This window comes from Exiguobacterium sp. s121 (assembly GCF_018617245.1).
Classification (GTDB): Bacteria; Bacillota; Bacilli; order Exiguobacteriales; family Exiguobacteriaceae; genus Exiguobacterium; species Exiguobacterium profundum.
Genome location: NZ_JACSJV010000001.1, coordinates 174,074 through 190,553, shown reverse-complemented (window position 1 = coordinate 190,553; position 16,480 = coordinate 174,074). Strand labels below are relative to the sequence as shown.

Here is a 16,480-nt window from a genome sequence, read left to right as displayed (position 1 = left end):
ACTCATACAAAAAGCGCCGACTCTTTTCGAGTCGACGCTTTTTTCATGTGACGATCGCAATGTATAGCGGGATTCCAACTAACAGGTTGAACGGGAACGTGACAGCTAGCGAAAGGGTCAAATAAAATGATGGTTTCGCTTCTGGGACCGAGGCTTGTAACATGGCGGGAGCGGCGATATACGACCCACTCGCTGCGAGTGTCATCAAGAGGATTGTTCCGCCGTCAGATAAATTGGCAATCCCCGCTGCAATAAAGCCGACAAGTGCTCCGACTAACGGAAACACCATCCCCATCATCATAAATTTTAGTCCATATGACGGGACCGTTTTCAACTGCTGTCCGACTTTCATTCCTAGACCTAGTAAGAATAAGAGTAAAACGCCCGGGAACAAGTCGACGAAAAATGGTTTGAGCGGTGTGGCGTCTGGTGTCACCAGTCCAACAATCAGACCTGCAAACATCAAGAGGATACTTTTCGAGAACAAACTCTCCCGCAACACCGATAGAGAGTTCGCCTTCCCTGACGTAGCCGTGATTCCCATCACGTGTGTCTGATTATACAGCAGTAACGCCACAATCAGGCCGGGAATTTCAAGGACGACGACTAGTGTTGTCATGAACGGCTCGTACGCAATCCCGAGACGCTCGAGCTGTGTCGATGCTGCTACATAGGTGACGAGTGACACCGAGCCGAACGTCGCAGCCATGGCAATTCGCTCAGGGAATGAGAATTTGAACATTCCTCCGACATAGAATGCGAGAAGCGGTAGCAAAATCCCAATCAACAGCGTCACGGTCAGCGGTAATGCGATGTCTTCAAAAGATACCGAGGCGAGTCCCATACCTCCCTTCAGTCCGATAGCAAGCAGTAAGTAAATATTGAGCGTCGTACTCAATGAATCCGGGATCTTTAAGTTTGATTTTCCGACTGCGGCGATAACGCCCGTCACAAACAGTAGTACCGGGGCGCTCGTCAATAAAAATAAAAACAATTCCATACATCTTCCTCCTTGGCGACAAAAAAGCGCACACCTAAAGAAGGCGTGCGCTGTATGCCGACGGCTCGAATAATCGCTCCGTCAGGCCGACAACTGTCGGTTTATTGAATTGGTCAGTAGCTCCGTAACAAGATTTCGAAAGCACGCTTCATCTTGACTCGTCCAGTCGATTCTCTATACGTCTCTGCCTTTCATTTTAAGAAGGTGGCGTTTCATTGTCAATCGGTTTGATCCCAAGGGGCATCTAGACGAAACACGATGAGACGCTCCCCTGTTTTCGTACTGATGTCCGTATGGAGCGAGACAATCGAACGACCGAGTACTTGTCCGACAATCGTTTCGAGTTGACTCCGCCCTGATTCGACGAGATTGTTGCGATATTTCTTCAATTGCTCGCGACCTGAAGACTTGGTAGCCAAATCATACTCGGCCGGCGTCAACACGCCTTGGAGTGTGACGATGGCGAGATCTCGAAGCAGGTCTGCCTTACACGTCAATGACCCGCGACCCAAATATTCTTTCTCCCATTGGGTAATCCGAGCGCTCAGTTCCATTTCCAGCTGACCCTTTTTCCGCATTTACTTCACGAATCCAATCATCATCTCACGAAGAATCTTAGCTGCTGCGATGGCAGTCATATCTGACTGATCGTATGCCGGTGACACTTCGACAAGGTCTGCACCGATGATGTCGAGGTCTGCGTTTGCAATGGCATGTACCGCTTCGAGCAATTCTTTCGTTGAGATGCCACCGATTTCTTGCGTCCCTGTCCCTGGTGCCGCTGACGGGTCGAGGACGTCGATGTCGATCGTGACGTATACTTTTTTGCCAGCGAGTGTCGGTAAGACGCGTTTGAGTGGTTCGATCACTTCAAATTGATGCATGTTGTAGCCGACTTCACGAGCCCACTCAAACTCTTCTTTCATCCCTGAACGGATTCCGAACGAATAGCAGTTCGATGGTCCAATCAAGTTTGCCGCTTTTTTGAGCGGAGTCGAGTGTGAGAGCGGCTCGCCTTCATACTCATCTCGAAGGTCCGTATGCGCATCCAAGTGGAGGATGACAAAGTCGTTGCCGTAAACGTCGTGCATCGCTTTGATGATCGGCCATGTGACAAGGTGCTCACCGCCCATGCCGAGTGGGAACTTGCCTGCTTTGACGACATCTTTGACGAACGCCTCGATCATATCGAGCGACTTCGGTGCGTTCCCGAATGGAAGCGGGATATCTCCTGCATCGTACACCGCGGCATCAGCCAAGTCACCGTCTAAATACGGGCTATATTCCTCGAGTCCAATCGATACTTCACGAATCCGGTTCGGACCGAAACGCGAGCCTGGACGGAAGCTGACTGTCCAGTCCATCGGCATCCCGTAAAGAACCGTCTTCGCCTCTGTCACCTCTGGGAGGCTGGCGATAAACACTTTACCTGAGTAGGCTTCATCGAAACGCTTAATCATTTTGTTAAGTCCTCCACGAATTTCGGAAGAACGAACGCTGCATTGTGAAGCTTCGGCGTATAGTACTTCGTTTCGATGTCATGGAACCGCTCAGCTGATACTTGTTCCGGGTCGTATTTCTTCGAACCGATCGTGAACGTCCACATGCCACTCGGGTACGTTGGTACGTTTGCTGTGTACAACTTCGTGATTGGGAAGATTTCCTTCACGTCACGTTGAACCGTTTGGATGAGTTCTGGTGTGAACCATGGGTTATCCGTTTGAGCCACAAAGATGCCATCCTCTTTGAGCGCTTTTGAAATCCCTGCATAGAAACCTTTTGTGAAGAGGTTGGCTGCTGGTCCGACCGGTTCAGTCGAGTCGACCATGATGACGTCGTACTCGTTTTCTGACTTCGCGATATGCATGAATCCGTCACCGACGATGACTTCAACACGCGGGTTATCGAGCTCACCCGCAATATTTGGTAAGTATTTCTTCGAATATTCAATGACTTTCCCGTCGATATCCACGAGAACTGCTTTTTCTACTGATGGGTGTTTCATAATTTCACGGATGACACCGCCATCTCCCCCACCGACTACGAGCACATGCTTCGGATTCGGGTGTGTAAAGAGTGGGACGTGTGCGACCATCTCGTGATAGACGAATTCGTCCTTATCCGTCGTCATGACCATCCCGTCAAGTAACAACATCGTTCCGAACTCGTCCGTTTCGACCATCTCTAGTCGTTGAAACTCCGTTTGTTCGCTCTCATAAACGTGGTTTACACGGAACGTAATCCCGTAATCTTCTGTTTGGTGCTCCGTAAACCATAACTTTAATTTTTGGTCCATCGATAGAACCCCTTTCTGTTCAAAAAGTTGTTCGTATGCGAGTGGCGTTTTGAGGCGCTTCTTAATCATACGATAGGAAGTATACAAAACCTGTACCCATTTTGCACGATTTTTTTGCGGAATCGGTCTTGAATGTGAGTTTTTTGTGAGACGTTGCCGATATACTGATTGAACCAATTCTGAATCGAAAGGTGGAATAGTATGTGGTCACCCTGTGCTTCTTGTAACACAACAATTCCTTTGATTGCTCAAGGAACACTCGTCACGCAATTCAAGGAATACTCTTACAAAACGTTTGAAGAACTCGATACGCTCCTTCTGCATGCGGAAGGAACGGTTTACTGTGTCGATTATAACTCGAAAAGTCAGACGCCTCCGCTCGAGGTCGAAGCACTAAAAGATCAGCTTGCGCATCGGCACATCATTGAACAGATTCAGCACGGCACGTTCGAGAGTCACCTCCAACCGATCATCTTCCTCGATTCAACGGAAACGTTCGGATATGAAGCGCTCCTCCGCAGTAGCGCCAACATTTCACCTGGTGACCTATTCCGGACGGCAAACCGTTTCGGTCTCCATTCGAAACTCGATCAACGTGCCCGCGCGGAAGCAATCAAAGCAACGTTTGAAGCCGTTGCTCCTCAGCAAAAGACGTTCATCAACTTCTTACCTTCGACCATTTATAACCCGGACTATTGTCTCCAGCACACGTTTGACATCATTGACCGATATGACCTCAGCCCGGACCGCTTTATCTTTGAAGTCGTGGAGACGGAGAAGGTACATGACGTGGATCATCTCCAACACGTGTTTTCGACATATAAAAAGCGAGGGATGAAAGTAGCATTAGACGATGTCGGGGCAGGCTTCTCGACAATCGATATGTTGAAGCGGCTCGAACCGGACTATGTCAAAATTGACCGTTCCTATATCTCGTTTTGTGATGAAGACGCTGAAAAACGCGCTTTCCTCAAACAAGTGCGTGCGTTAACCCATTCGATGGGCATCACCCTTCTTGCTGAAGGAGTAGAACGTATGGAAGAGGCAGATGTCTGTCGTGAGCTCGGATTCGATTTAGCGCAAGGATATTTCTTCGGAAAACCGGCCCCTGCCAATCAATACAAGATTGAAATCGCATAAGTCATCACTTTCAAAAGCACAGGAATCGACTTCGTCGTCATCCTGTGTTTTTTCATTTACCGGTCCCTTATGATCACTTCCTTATTGTTTCATCTACTTTTAGGTTTCGTTCAGAGATGTTCAGGAGATAGCATATTATAGAAGGTTGACGGGAGCGAAAGAGGTGGATATGTAGATGAAATCATGGATTGTCAGTGGCTATGCAATCGTACTAGGAATCATCATCGGTTTAGTAAGTTGGCTTTTCTTGTCCGTCGTTTATAAAGGGATTCACGTTGTATGGCATACGGTACCTGAGCAATTTGATATTCCGTTTTATCTGTTTCTCGTACCGGTCATCGCTGGTGTAAGCATCGGTCTGTTGCAACGTCGGTATGGGCAAATGCCTCGTCTCATGCCAGAAGTGATGGAAGAACGAAAAGATACCGGTCGTATCGACTATCGCTTGATTGGATTCACAACGTTGACCGCCCTCCTCGTTCTCATCGGAGGTGCAAGCCTCGGTCCTGAGGCCGCGCTCGTCGGCATCGTCGGCGGACTCACGACATGGTTCTCCGAGCGAATCCGCTATGTTCGTCAAGAGTTAGGTGAATTACAAGAAGTCGGTCATGCCGTCGTGCTCGGGATTGTCTTCAACGCGCCACTATTTGGTGCGATTGCGGCTGAGGAGAACGAGCAGAAGAAACAACCGATGCTAAACCTTCTGGCGACACTCGCCGGGATTGGGACGTTTTATTTATTGAACCAATTGGATGAGCGTCCCCCGTTCATCATTAAGTTCCCTGCGATTGAAAGTGTCCAGATCGATTGGACGATGTTATTGATTGTTCTTGGCGGCATGGTTCTCGGCTGGCTTTATTTGGTGAGTGAACATGCATTGATGCGACTTTTTTCAAACATACCAATCTTATTGCTTACAACGCTCGGTGGAGTCGGAATCGGGATCATGGCTCTTCTTTATCCGGACCTCCTCTTCTCCGGAGAAGAAACTATTCTTGAGTATATCGACGAGTGGCGACTGATTCCTCTCTATACCCTTCTCTTATTTAGTGTACTGAAACTGCTTTTTACCGCATTCTGTTTAGCGACTGGTTGGCGTGGTGGGCACATCTATCCTCTTCTTTTTTCTTCATTCACGCTCGGTTACTTCTTCAGTTTACTGTTTGACATCGATATGACATTTTCCGTCGTCTTGACGACGAGCGCCTTACTGGCGACGGCGATGCGACAACCGCTGGCTATTATCGTACTACTCGTTCTCTTTTTCCCTCCGAATAGTTGGCTCTATGTATTCGCAGTCGTTGCAATCGTTTCAAAAATTCCACTTCCATCGTTCATCCATTCACCAGCGAAAGCTTGATTTTAGATATTGAAAAAAGGGTAAGAGATGAATAGTTATGCACTCTCTCGAAAGGAGGAACGGTTGTGAGCGAATATGAAATGGCCATTGAAAACCTAATTGACGCAGTTAGTTCGGATTGGATTAGCATCATTTTAGCTATTTTAGTCGTGATTATGGGGATTGTCGTCTTCATTTATGTCGTCATGACAATCGTCGACATGTTTTTGTCCAAGGATATCGTCTGGGGAATCGTTGAAGTCATCGCTCTATTCGTAGGACTGGCAGTGCTCTTGTCCGTCTTCTACTATTGGAATCGGAATCGGGTCAAAGCACAGTTTGGTCTCTTCCTCGTCTTGTTCTCTCTCGCAGTGAATGTGTACTTCTTCGTTCGCTATGCGGATGAAATCAATGCTGTTTTGAACAGCGTGTACTAAAAAACGAGGGGGAATTCCCCCTCGTTTTCATCGTTCATCGAAATATAGAAAGGTGGTGTTTCCTTTGAAACGTCGCGTAATTCAACTGATCATCATGGTGATCAGTGTCATCTTGCTTATCGGTCTCTTGTTCTGGCTCGACGTCCTTATTCCTATATTAATTGGAATCGCCATCATCGCACCGCTCGTCGTCGGATGGCAAATTCTATTTGACCAAGTACAACCTCAAGGGAAGCTCGCCTGGTTACTGACCGTCTTCTTCATTCCATTCATCGGTGTCTTGGCATGGGTCATGTTTGGCCGTACGCCACGCCGTCATCGACGCTTCAAACGAACGTCATCAGAGATCCGGATGCTACGGCAAGCAATCGAAAGCGAGAAAATTGAAACTTCACCTGATATTGTGTCGTCTTACCCGTTGACACGGACACTCGAAAAATTAGGCGCATCCGGTGCCGATGGTCATACTTCGACTAAACTGCTCGTCAACGGTGAACAGAAATTTGATGCATTATTAGACGCCATCAACAGTGCAACCGATCATATCCACATCCAATACTACCTCTTTCGGACGGATGACATTTCGTTAAAAGTTAGAGACGCCCTCATTCAAAAATCGAATGAAAATGTCATTGTCCGCTTTCTGTATGACGGACTCGGTAGCCAAGAAATCGGGGAAGAGTTTATCCAACCGTTACGGGAGTCCCGTGTCCACGTTCAGGCGTTCGACCCCGTTTTGCATCCGTACCTGGTGTTTAACGCCAACTTCCGCAATCATCAAAAACTGATTGTCGTGGATGGGCGAATCGCGCTAACAGGCGGGTTGAATGTCGGGGATGAATATCTTGGGAAGAATGATAAACTCGGTTTTTGGCGTGACACCCATCTCCGTCTTGAAGGTCCGCTCGTCCGAGAATTGCAACAGCTCTTTGTCGAGAACTGGCTATACGCAGGACAAGGGACGAGTGATGAAACATGGGATTTGTTCGCAGATGAAGAGCACCTCTCTCAGTACTTTGTGAATGAACCGAAAGGGCAAAACGGTGCGACACAACTACTCGTCACATCGCCTGGTAAAGACGTCACGATTCGCGATGGACTCATGCGTCTGTTGATGGATGCCAAAGAATCGATTTGGCTCACCACCCCATACCTTGTCCCCCCACCTGAACTATTGGCCATTCTTGAAGTCGCAGGTCGTAGTGGCATCGATGTCCGAATCGTTGTACCGGGCAAAGGAGACGAATGGTTTAGCTTCCATGCGACCGAGTATTATTTTGAACAATTGTTGAAGCGCAATATCAAAATTTATAAATACAATCGCCATTTTATCCATGCGAAAACACTACTGATTGATGGCAAAGTTGCCCTCGTCGGGTCAGCCAACTTCGATTTTCGTAGTATGTTTCTAAACCACGAGATGATGATTGCCCAATTCGATACTACATCCATTCAAGAACTGCACGAGGCATTCCTGAAGGACTTTGAAGAATCCATTTTAATCGATTGGACCATGTTGCGGAAAAAGACGACCGGCAAACGTTTCGTCGAAGCGTTTTGTCACATTTTCTCGCCACTCCTTTGACGCATTCGCCAAACAAGATACGTCATGGCGACGACACCAACTAAAAACAATTGCCATCCAATCGTTAACTGCATCGCTGCCGTCACCGCCAGTCCTTCCATAATCAAGGCAGGAATCTTTCCAATCGTACTTGCTACTGCGAACGAGGCGAGCGTCATGCGACTGAACGCCGCCGATAACGTGACGAGACCAGAAGGAACGAATGGCATAAGACGCATCCCGAGGACGAGAAACCAAGCCTCGGCTCCTTCGGACTCCCGAAGCCGTTGGAATCGGCTACCATTCGGAGAAACATAACGGTGTAGGGCTTTCCGATAAAGGATGAAACTCACGACGGCGCCAACTGCCTCCCCGACAATCGATACGAGGATGCCCGGCACGAGACCGAGGACACTCACATTGACGGCTGTCAAAAAAGCACTAGGGAGGACACCGGCGACCGCAATCACACTATTCAGTAAAATACTGATCATCAAAAATAAAGGGAGCGGGAGCAGTTCCCATTCCATAACAATCACTCTTTCTATTCACAAAATAAGGACCATGACATGTCGTCATGATCCTTTACTATATCATAGCGATGATGAAGAGGTTGCACCGGCTTCATCCCACGAGTCTTCGTCGACTGGTGGTAAATGTTTTTCTTCCAATTTCGAAACGACAACCGCACATGCCGCATCCCCCGTGATGTTGACTGATGTGCGAAGCATATCAAGAATACGGTCTACTCCGATAATGAGAGCGATTCCCTCTACCGGTAAGTTGACTGACTGAAGGACGAGCGCAAGCATGACAAGTCCGACTCCCGGTACACCCGCTGTCCCGATCGAAGCGAGGACCGCTGTGATGACGACCGTCAACAACTGAGTCATTGTTAAGTCAGAAGCGAACACTTGCGCGATGAAAATCGTCGCAACCCCTTGCATGATCGCTGTTCCGTCCATGTTGACCGTTGCCCCAAGTGGCTGTACGAACGACGAAATCGAACGCGGCACACCGAGTTTTTTCTGTGCGACTTCCATCGATACTGGAAGCGTCGCATTTGACGAAGAAGTCGAGAACGCGAACGTCATCGCCTCATAGAAGTTCTTGAAGAAGAAGACTGGGCTCATCTTCCCGATGAAGTAAACCGCTGCCCCGTAGACAATCGTTGCATGTAAGAATAGCGTCAAGACGACGGCAATCATATACCACGCCATTGCGACAACCGCGTCGAGACCGATGCCTCCGATTGCAGAAGCAATCAATGCGAATGCGCCGTATGGAGCGAGCTTCATCACAAGATGAATCAAGTACATCATAATGCGATCGCCTTGTTTGACGAATTGACGCCACGTCTTCGCCTTGTCCCCGAGGGCAATCAGCGCAAACCCAATCAATGCAGCAAAGACGATGATTTGTAGCATGTTTCCTTCAGCGAGCGCCGTAATCGGATTCGTTGGAATCATATTGACGAATGTCTGTACGATATTAGACGATTCCTCGGTCGCTGTTGATTCAAATTCAAGACCTGTCGTTTGGAAGTCCCCACGCTCCCCTGGCTGTAAGACGGATGCAACACCCATCGCTAACATGATCGCGAGCGCTGTAGTCGCTAAGAAGAACAGAATCGACTTCGACCCGACTCGACCTAGTTCTTTCGGGTCCCCGAGACCCATGACGCCTAAAATAATTGAGAAGAAGACAATCGGTACGACTAACATTTTAATTAAATTCAAAAAGATCGTTCCGACCGGAGATAAAATATACGGATTCACAATCTCATAAACATTATCCGGCAAGCCCGCCAATCCGAGACCAACAACAACACCTAGCGCGAGACCGATTAAGATTTTTTTCGTTTCGCTCATCGTATCACCCTTTCTTTTTTTCACAATGTAGTCAGTATATCATAATACTGAATTTTCATACAATTACAACTGAATATCTCTTCAGTTACAAATTCTCTTGAAATTCCCAAAAACTTGAAACAAAAAAGATTGGAGACGAAAATTCGTCCAATCTTTTTACTCAGCGTCTACACGCTCGAGCTCTGCATGAAGTTCAGTCGAGTTTGCCCAAATCTCAGGGCGATGTTCTTGTAAGAAGTTCGCTAAAACGTCGCGGGACGGAGCGTCCATCATGTCGATTAAAATCCGACCCTTTAACGATTTATCCATTTGATTAACGTGATACGGTAATAATTTATAACCCCGTCTCGCTTCCACGTCAACTAACATGTCACATGCCGCGACACCGCCATAATAAAAGCCTTCCGGTTTTCGACCGACCGTCACCCACACGATCCAATACGGTTTCCCGTTCGGTACCGCTTCCGGGTCCGTCAAAAACTTAATCCGTTTCTCGATGGCAGACTTGGCGTGCATCGCTCCCATATCGATTGTTGCAACGCCTTCTTCGACATCGATGATGACCGGAGACATGTTATTTAAACTAAGCGAACCGACACCAAAACCACCGTGTCCGTCCGTCGCATCGTCTGAAATAATATTAAAATTAATGTCTTTCATGTTCCACCCTCCCTCTCTACTGTACACAATGATATAGGATGGTGGCAATCCTGAGTCACACCCACTCGATTTGAAAGCGTCCCCCTGGACCGATCTGTTGGATTAATGAACGATCTTCTTCAATGATCCTTCCGATGACATTGACGCGCTCATCTGCCGGCAAATCCCGCTTCGTTATTTGCAGTTCCCCTGCATAACGACCGTAACGTTCATTGTCGATCGTGATACTGCCGAGCACTCGTTCTTCTGTATCTCGCGGTTGAATCAAATGGTCCCCAGGTCGTCCATACGCTCTCGATTCGACCGAACGGATGACGTCCCGGCCTGGGTCCATCCGATTCGTGTGACTGGTTGGAACCGAATCATCATGATTTCGTGTGGTCGCTCGAAGAACGATGACGCCATCGTCGTACTCCCGAAACTGTCGCATCGTCTGATTGGATATACATGGATCTCCAATCAAGATTCGATCGACCCTCGCTTGTAAATCGATATAACACGAAAACGGAGATTGGTGGCGGTGCATCTCGAGTGTCGGTAATGTCTCATGAAGGGGGCCACGTAACCGTTCATCTCCAGGGATGAATGCTTGTACCCGTATTCCTTGCGCATGTAACCAGTCGTTTCTTTCATCAAACCAAGAACGCTCGAGTCCTGTTTCCGGACGGGGATAAAAGTTATGCCACGCTTCGACATGCTCACGTCGTAGCCCTTGTCGTAGCATCTCTTCAAGCTCTGCTTCCGTGAGCGTACTCGCATTGAGGGCGACCATCATATGTCGTGATAAATCCGCAACTTGTTTCGGTGTGACACCATAGTCAACACGTAACCCGGTGACACCCCACTCCAACAGCGCATGAGCATCATCCCAAGTCTTACCGAGTGCCTGTAGAGACGATGGAGCGATATCCGCCACGAGTTCCATCTTTAGACGACTTGCCAACGCACCTAATTGCTGAAGTCGTTCCGTATAAGTTGTCGGATCGTCTTCAGGAATATGGAGCGACGTGAAGATGCTCGTAAACCCTGCCTCTCGCATGCGTTCCATCCAAGCCATCGAATCAAGTGTCAGTTCATCGCCTAAGTACACTGAAATCCCTCTCATATGAATCCACCTTTCCAAAAGTAGAGAAAAAGATGACTCGACTGGAGCCATCTTTTTTTATTAAATCCCGTCTGCCATCTCTTCTTTGAAACCGAAGAAATAAGTAAACAGGAAGCCTGCCGTATATGAAATCAATAGTCCGGCAATGTACGTCAAATACATGCCATTATCAATCAATGGTGTGAGCGATAGACCGGAAACACCAACCCCGAGCGCCGCTGTCTTCATTGTCGCTTGGAAGGCACCACCGACCGCGGCCCCGAGACACGCTGTCAAGAAAGGCCGTCCGAGCGGAAGCGTGACACCATACAGGAGCGGTTCCCCGATTCCAAGGAAACCTACCGGAATGGCCCCTTTGATAATATTGCGAAGGCGTGGGTTGCGCGTCTTCACAAAGATCGCAAGCGCTGCACCGACTTGACCCGCCCCGGCCATCGCCAAGATTGGGAGAAGGGCCGTTGTTCCGACCGTGTTCAACAGTTCCAAATGGATTGGCGTCAAACCGTGATGCAATCCGACCATGACAAGCGGTAAGAAGAATCCGGCCAAGAGTGCCCCTGCGACAGGTCCCCCGAATTCAAGCGTCGCATTGATTCCTCGCATGATACCGTCTGACAATACGCCAGCGACCGGCATTATTGCATATAAAGCAGTAAATCCAACGATCAAGACTGTAAAGAGTGGTGTGAAAATAATATCAATGGATACCGGCATGAAGCGACGAATGTGCTTCTCGATATACGTCATGAGCCAACCGGCAAAAATAACACCGAATAATCCACCACGCCCGACGACGAGCGGCTCCCCATAAATGACGATGTCCGCGAGAAGCGGGTTGAACAGGATCCCCCCGGCAATCGCCCCGAGTACCGGCGTTCCTCCAAACTCTTTTGCCGTGTTCCAACCGACAAGGATGGCTAAGTACGCGAAGACCGTGCTACCGAGCACGAGTAGAATCTGCATCCATGTCTCCGTCCGGTCGACGCCGGCGTTGACGGCAAAGTTCGCTGCCCCGTTAATGATCCCCGATGCGACAAGTCCCGGAATGAGCGGAATGAAGATATTCCCGAGGCGACGAAGAAATCGTTTGAACGGTGACTTTTGTTTTTCTTTCACCTTCTTGCGTTCGATTGCCGCACGCTCCTCTAACGTCAGGTTCGCATCAACCGACTCTTCCCCGATTGCGAGCCCTGTCTCATGACTCATATAATCCGCGACCCGATTCACAGTACCTGGGCCGACGACGATTTGCAGCGTCTCATCATTGATGACACCCATGACCCCGTCAATCTTTTTCAATGCGTCAATGTCTGCCTTCGTTCCATCTTTCAGCGTCAGTCGAACACGTGTCATACAATGCGCGAGTTGACGGATGTTCTCTTTCCCCCCGACATGTGCGAGGATATCCCGTGCTAAAACCTCTTCTTTCTTCATCTCGATTTCCCCCTTATAGCGCCTCGCGGACGAATCCGTTCGCGCGCTCTAATCGTTTGACAGCCTCCTCATAAGAGACGTCCGCTAAAATCATGACAATCGCCGTTTTGACGTGCCCCTTGGATGAAGCAAAATAACGCGCGGCCATTTCCATGTCGACCCCTGTCGCTTCTGCAATCATCCGCTTGGCACGCACTTCTAGCTTTTCATTCGTCGGTTGCACATCAACCATCAAGTTTTGATACACTTTCCCTACTCCAATCATCGACGTCGTCGAAATCATGTTGAGGACAAGTTTCTGTGCTGTTCCCGCCTTCAATCTCGTTGAACCGGTCAGTACTTCCGGTCCCGTTTCCACTTCAATCGGGTAATCCGCATGTCGACTGATGACCGCATCGCGATTACATGAAATTGAAGCTGTTGTGGCACCGAGTTCTCGTGCGTAATCGAGACCTCCGACCACATATGGCGTTCGACCGCTCGCTGCAATCCCAACGACCGTATCCTCTGCCGTCAAATGAAGCGCTTTCAAATCTGTGACCGCCAATTCCTTACTGTCTTCTGCTCCCTCAACGGCTTGAATGAGCGCGCGTTCGCCGCCGGCAATCAGTCCGATGACTTGATGGGGTGATACTCCAAAAGTTGGCACACACTCCGCTGCGTCTAAAATCCCTAAACGTCCACTCGTGCCCGCACCGATATAAATCAGGCGACCGCCTTTACGAAAGGATGCGATGACTCGCTCCACGACTTTTGTGATGACCGGAAGTTGCTCTTGAATCACTTGAGGAACTTTATGATCCTCTGCATTCATAATCGCCAATCGTTCCTCAATCGACATCTCGTCCAGGTGCATCGTTCGTTCATTCCGTCTTTCTGTAGCCAGTTTATCTAGCATCGCCACCATCCTTTCTTCTCTATGATTTCATCGTACTATATTGAAATTTAAAGTCAATTTATAATTTAATTTTTATGAAATTTAATTTCAAATAAACTTTAAAGAAAAACTCACTCTGAACGAATGAGTCGTTTTTTCAAGACGTGCACGCGTGTTCCTTTATTCGTGATCGAATCCTTCTCATACACGTATCCGTTTCGCTCCCAAAATCGGCGAGCTCTAACATTATGAGGAAGCACGCCTAACCGAAACTCCATTTGATACGGGCCCATATATTGGTCTTCCAATTGTTCATACAACGTTTGCGCCAAACCTGTCCCATGGAGAGATTCTTCGACAACGAACAAACCAAGCCAAAGCGAGCCATCGATCGGATGTTTTTTTAAGAGGTCGGCGATTGCCACGATTCGCTCTTCTTCACGAAAAATCAGGCTAATGGTACCTTCTTCTTCAAAATCTGCCACGTTCTCGTCACGAAACATCTCGACTGTCTGTTCATTCAATCTTGCGAATGTGCGCTGGTCCATCAAAAAGCGTTGCAATTCTTGACGATCTTCAGCCGTATAAGGTTGAATCATCGGCGTAGTTTCACCATCTCATCACGGGCTTCTGCGTACCGATCAATCAACCCTTCTCCCTTCCGGTGGAGGAGTCCCATATATAACGTATCGACAATCGTCAATTGTGTCATCCGTGAGGCGATGCTCGCGATTCGGAAGTCGCTCTCGACGTTCGGTGTACAGAGTCGAACGTCCGCTTCTCGGTAAAGCGGTGATTTGTCGAGGTTAGTGATGGCGATGACCGGAACACGTTTCTTTTTCGCAAATCGGACGAGCTCGAGCACATCTTTCGTTCGTCCTGACGTGCTGATTGCGACGAATACATCAGACTTTCCTAAATGCGGGATCAGCGACAACATATAATGAAAATCGGGAGAGGTCGTGGCCGCATATCCCAGCTTCGTAAACTTATATTGCGCATCGATTGCCGCAGTCGAAGACCCCCCGACCCCGTAAAAGATGACGCGGTTCGCGCGAGCGAACAGGTCCACTGCATGTTCAAGTTCTCGTTTATCCATCGCTTCGGCGCACGCCTCGATTGCCGCCTTGTTCACATGGATGACTTTTTGGAACGAGTCATACGGCGTGTCTTTTTGCTGGAGGACGTTAAAGTCCGTCAGCGTCGTCTCCGTGACAGCCAAGTCTTTCACGAGCGCGAGCTTGAACGCTTTAAAACTATCAATTCCGACGACTCGAGCGAAGCGAACGATACTCGCCTCGGATACATCCGTCTTTTGCGCAAGCTCTTTTGTCGTCATGTTTGGAATGAGTGTTGAATGGGACAAAATATAGTCGGCGATCTTCTTTTCGACCGCTGTCATATCCTCTTTCGCTAAATCAATTTTCGTAAGTAAGGATTCCATTTGGTCATCCCCTTCCTGCAACTGTTGTTCTTTTATGATAGCGGATTCCTTCCACATATTCCAATCACCTAAAAAGATCGAGCAGGCGCCCGATCTATAAGTTGTTCGTATTGAACGTGTCGCCACCTTGAATCGATCCGTTCTCAAACCCTCTCTCGAACCACCGCATGCGTTGTTCCGACGTCCCATGCGTGAACGAGTCTGGTGTCACATATCCACGTGCCTGACGCTGCAGCGTGTCATCGCCAATCTGATGCGCGGCATTCATCGCTTCTTCCACGTCTCCCGCTTCAAGATACCCTAACCCTTGCGCGTGATGGGCCCATACGCCCGCATAGTAATCTGCCTGCAACTCGAAGCGTACGAGATAGCGATTGAATTCGGTCTCGCTCATCTCGTTACGAAGCGGCATGATTTCTTCTGTCGTCCCGAGAAGCGTTTGGACATGATGCCCGACCTCATGGGCGACAACATAAGCCATCGCGAAATCCCCTGGTGCATTGAAACGTTGACTCAATTCATCATAAAAACTCAAATCGATATACAGTTTTTGGTCGCCGGGACAATAGAACGGACCCACAGCGGAGCCCGCAATACCACAAGCGGATTCAACCTGTCCGGAAAATAGGACGAGCGTCGGCTCTTCATAGGTCATCCCATTTTCAGCGAAGATGTCTGTCCACACTTCTTCCGTATCCTTTAAGACAACCGCTACGAAATCTGCCATCTCCTCTTCACGAGCCGTTCCGGTATACGTCCCCTCCGATTGAGGTTCCCCGAGTCCGATATTGTTGACGAGATCGGTCGGGCTTCCCCCGTTCAATAATGTAAAGACGATGACGAGTATCAACCCAAGACCGCCTCCGACCCCGGCAATCCCTTTCCCTCCGATGCTACGCCCACGTCGATCCTCGACGTTCCGGCTCTGTTGTCTTCCTTTCCACTTCATCCCGATTCCTCCTACATTCGCTCTGTCTTGTTTATTACCCCAAATCCGGTAAAAGTGAGCTCATGTTTCGAGGTAGATGAGAATTTTCTTTTCTAGAGGAAGGGGATTCTCTACAATGAAAGAGACTTCAGCAAAGGAGGAATGACCATGCCTTATGTAACTGTAAAAATGCTCCCGGGCCGTACCGTGGAACAAAAACGCGCGTTGATTGAAAAAGTGACGGATGCCGTCTCCGAAACGACGAATGCGCCAAAAGAAAACATCACCGTCTTCATCGAAGAGATGGATGCGACACATTACGGACAAGCCGGTGTAATGCACGCAGATAAGAAGTAAGTGACGAACGGACTCCTGATATGGAGTC

General features: G+C 48.6%; 18 protein-coding genes. 5 read left to right on the top strand and 13 right to left on the bottom strand.

The genetic code is table 11. The annotated features are described in order from the left end of the window. Nucleotides 1-43: 43 nt before the first annotated feature. The 4 genes from KOG47_RS01105 to speE form a co-directional block, all read right to left on the bottom strand. Nucleotides 44-1,000 carry a sodium-dependent bicarbonate transport family permease gene (locus KOG47_RS01105; protein ID WP_159563011.1) on the bottom strand — a complete coding sequence of 319 codons (957 nt, stop codon included), beginning with the start codon at nucleotides 998-1,000 and terminating at the stop codon, nucleotides 44-46. A 218-nt stretch (nucleotides 1,001-1,218) separates the two neighbouring features. Next, the gene (locus KOG47_RS01100; RefSeq protein WP_031422162.1) at nucleotides 1,219-1,578 is read right to left on the bottom strand and encodes a Na-translocating system protein MpsC family protein; all 360 of its coding nucleotides are present in this window, start codon (nucleotides 1,576-1,578) and stop codon (nucleotides 1,219-1,221) included. After that, entirely contained in the window at nucleotides 1,579-2,460 is an 882-nt protein-coding gene (gene speB / locus KOG47_RS01095) for an agmatinase (RefSeq protein WP_012727428.1), read from the bottom strand. After that, nucleotides 2,457-3,296, bottom strand: coding sequence for a polyamine aminopropyltransferase (gene speE, locus KOG47_RS01090; protein WP_012727429.1), 840 nt, complete (start codon nucleotides 3,294-3,296; stop codon nucleotides 2,457-2,459). The genes speB and speE overlap by 4 nt, the downstream gene beginning before the upstream one ends. A 201-nt stretch (nucleotides 3,297-3,497) precedes the next feature. Here speE and KOG47_RS01085 point away from each other — a divergent pair, with 201 nt between their 5' ends. The 4 genes from KOG47_RS01085 to cls all read left to right on the top strand — a co-directional run bounded on the left by KOG47_RS01085 (nucleotide 3,498) and on the right by cls (nucleotide 7,797). Beyond that, a complete protein-coding gene (locus KOG47_RS01085; RefSeq protein ID WP_215243618.1) occupies nucleotides 3,498-4,436 on the top strand; it encodes an EAL domain-containing protein in 939 nt (312 codons plus the stop codon). Between the two features lie 175 nt (nucleotides 4,437-4,611). Then, nucleotides 4,612-5,796, top strand: coding sequence for a chloride channel protein (locus KOG47_RS01080; protein WP_214690418.1), 1,185 nt, complete (start codon nucleotides 4,612-4,614; stop codon nucleotides 5,794-5,796). A gap of 65 nt (nucleotides 5,797-5,861) precedes the next feature. Beyond that, nucleotides 5,862-6,212, top strand: a complete 351-nt coding sequence (locus KOG47_RS01075) for a hypothetical protein (RefSeq protein WP_074035622.1) — start codon at nucleotides 5,862-5,864, stop codon at nucleotides 6,210-6,212. A gap of 55 nt (nucleotides 6,213-6,267) precedes the next feature. Continuing rightward, entirely contained in the window at nucleotides 6,268-7,797 is a 1,530-nt protein-coding gene (gene cls, locus KOG47_RS01070) for a cardiolipin synthase (RefSeq protein WP_260563897.1), read from the top strand. Here cls and KOG47_RS01065 read toward each other — a convergent pair. The 9 genes from KOG47_RS01065 to ypfJ all read right to left on the bottom strand — a co-directional run bounded on the left by KOG47_RS01065 (nucleotide 7,773) and on the right by ypfJ (nucleotide 16,116). Next, nucleotides 7,773-8,306, bottom strand: a complete 534-nt coding sequence (locus tag KOG47_RS01065) for a TVP38/TMEM64 family protein (RefSeq protein ID WP_251131785.1) — start codon at nucleotides 8,304-8,306, stop codon at nucleotides 7,773-7,775. The two genes, cls and KOG47_RS01065, sit on opposite strands and share 25 nt — an antisense overlap. Before the next feature lie 63 nt (nucleotides 8,307-8,369). Then, complete coding sequence (locus tag KOG47_RS01060) at nucleotides 8,370-9,647, bottom strand: dicarboxylate/amino acid:cation symporter (protein ID WP_074035617.1); 1,278 nt, start codon at nucleotides 9,645-9,647, stop codon at nucleotides 8,370-8,372. Between the two features lie 156 nt (nucleotides 9,648-9,803). Beyond that, nucleotides 9,804-10,307, bottom strand: a complete 504-nt coding sequence (locus KOG47_RS01055) for a YwhD family protein (RefSeq protein WP_031422148.1) — start codon at nucleotides 10,305-10,307, stop codon at nucleotides 9,804-9,806. Between the two features lie 55 nt (nucleotides 10,308-10,362). Next, the gene (locus tag KOG47_RS01050; protein ID WP_214690416.1) at nucleotides 10,363-11,412 is read right to left on the bottom strand and encodes a DUF871 domain-containing protein; all 1,050 of its coding nucleotides are present in this window, start codon (nucleotides 11,410-11,412) and stop codon (nucleotides 10,363-10,365) included. 60 nt (nucleotides 11,413-11,472) lie between these two features. After that, nucleotides 11,473-12,846, bottom strand: a complete 1,374-nt coding sequence (locus KOG47_RS01045) for a PTS transporter subunit EIIC (protein WP_031422144.1) — start codon at nucleotides 12,844-12,846, stop codon at nucleotides 11,473-11,475. 13 nt (nucleotides 12,847-12,859) lie between these two features. After that, nucleotides 12,860-13,753, bottom strand: a complete 894-nt coding sequence (murQ, locus tag KOG47_RS01040) for an N-acetylmuramic acid 6-phosphate etherase (RefSeq protein ID WP_215243616.1) — start codon at nucleotides 13,751-13,753, stop codon at nucleotides 12,860-12,862. Nucleotides 13,754-13,854: 101 nt separating this feature from the next. Beyond that, on the bottom strand, nucleotides 13,855-14,322 hold the full coding sequence (locus KOG47_RS01035) for a GNAT family N-acetyltransferase (RefSeq protein WP_215243615.1): 468 nt from the start codon (nucleotides 14,320-14,322) through the stop codon (nucleotides 13,855-13,857). Further along, a complete protein-coding gene (locus KOG47_RS01030; protein WP_031422140.1) occupies nucleotides 14,319-15,167 on the bottom strand; it encodes a MurR/RpiR family transcriptional regulator in 849 nt (282 codons plus the stop codon). The genes KOG47_RS01035 and KOG47_RS01030 overlap by 4 nt, the downstream gene beginning before the upstream one ends. Before the next feature lie 94 nt (nucleotides 15,168-15,261). After that, nucleotides 15,262-16,116, bottom strand: a complete 855-nt coding sequence (gene ypfJ / locus KOG47_RS01025) for a KPN_02809 family neutral zinc metallopeptidase (RefSeq protein WP_031422139.1) — start codon at nucleotides 16,114-16,116, stop codon at nucleotides 15,262-15,264. 147 nt (nucleotides 16,117-16,263) lie between these two features. On the opposite strand from ypfJ, the gene KOG47_RS01020 reads away from it, so the two are divergent. Beyond that, on the top strand, nucleotides 16,264-16,452 hold the full coding sequence (locus tag KOG47_RS01020; protein WP_012727443.1) for a 2-hydroxymuconate tautomerase: 189 nt from the start codon (nucleotides 16,264-16,266) through the stop codon (nucleotides 16,450-16,452). Nucleotides 16,453-16,480: the final 28 nt, after the last annotated feature.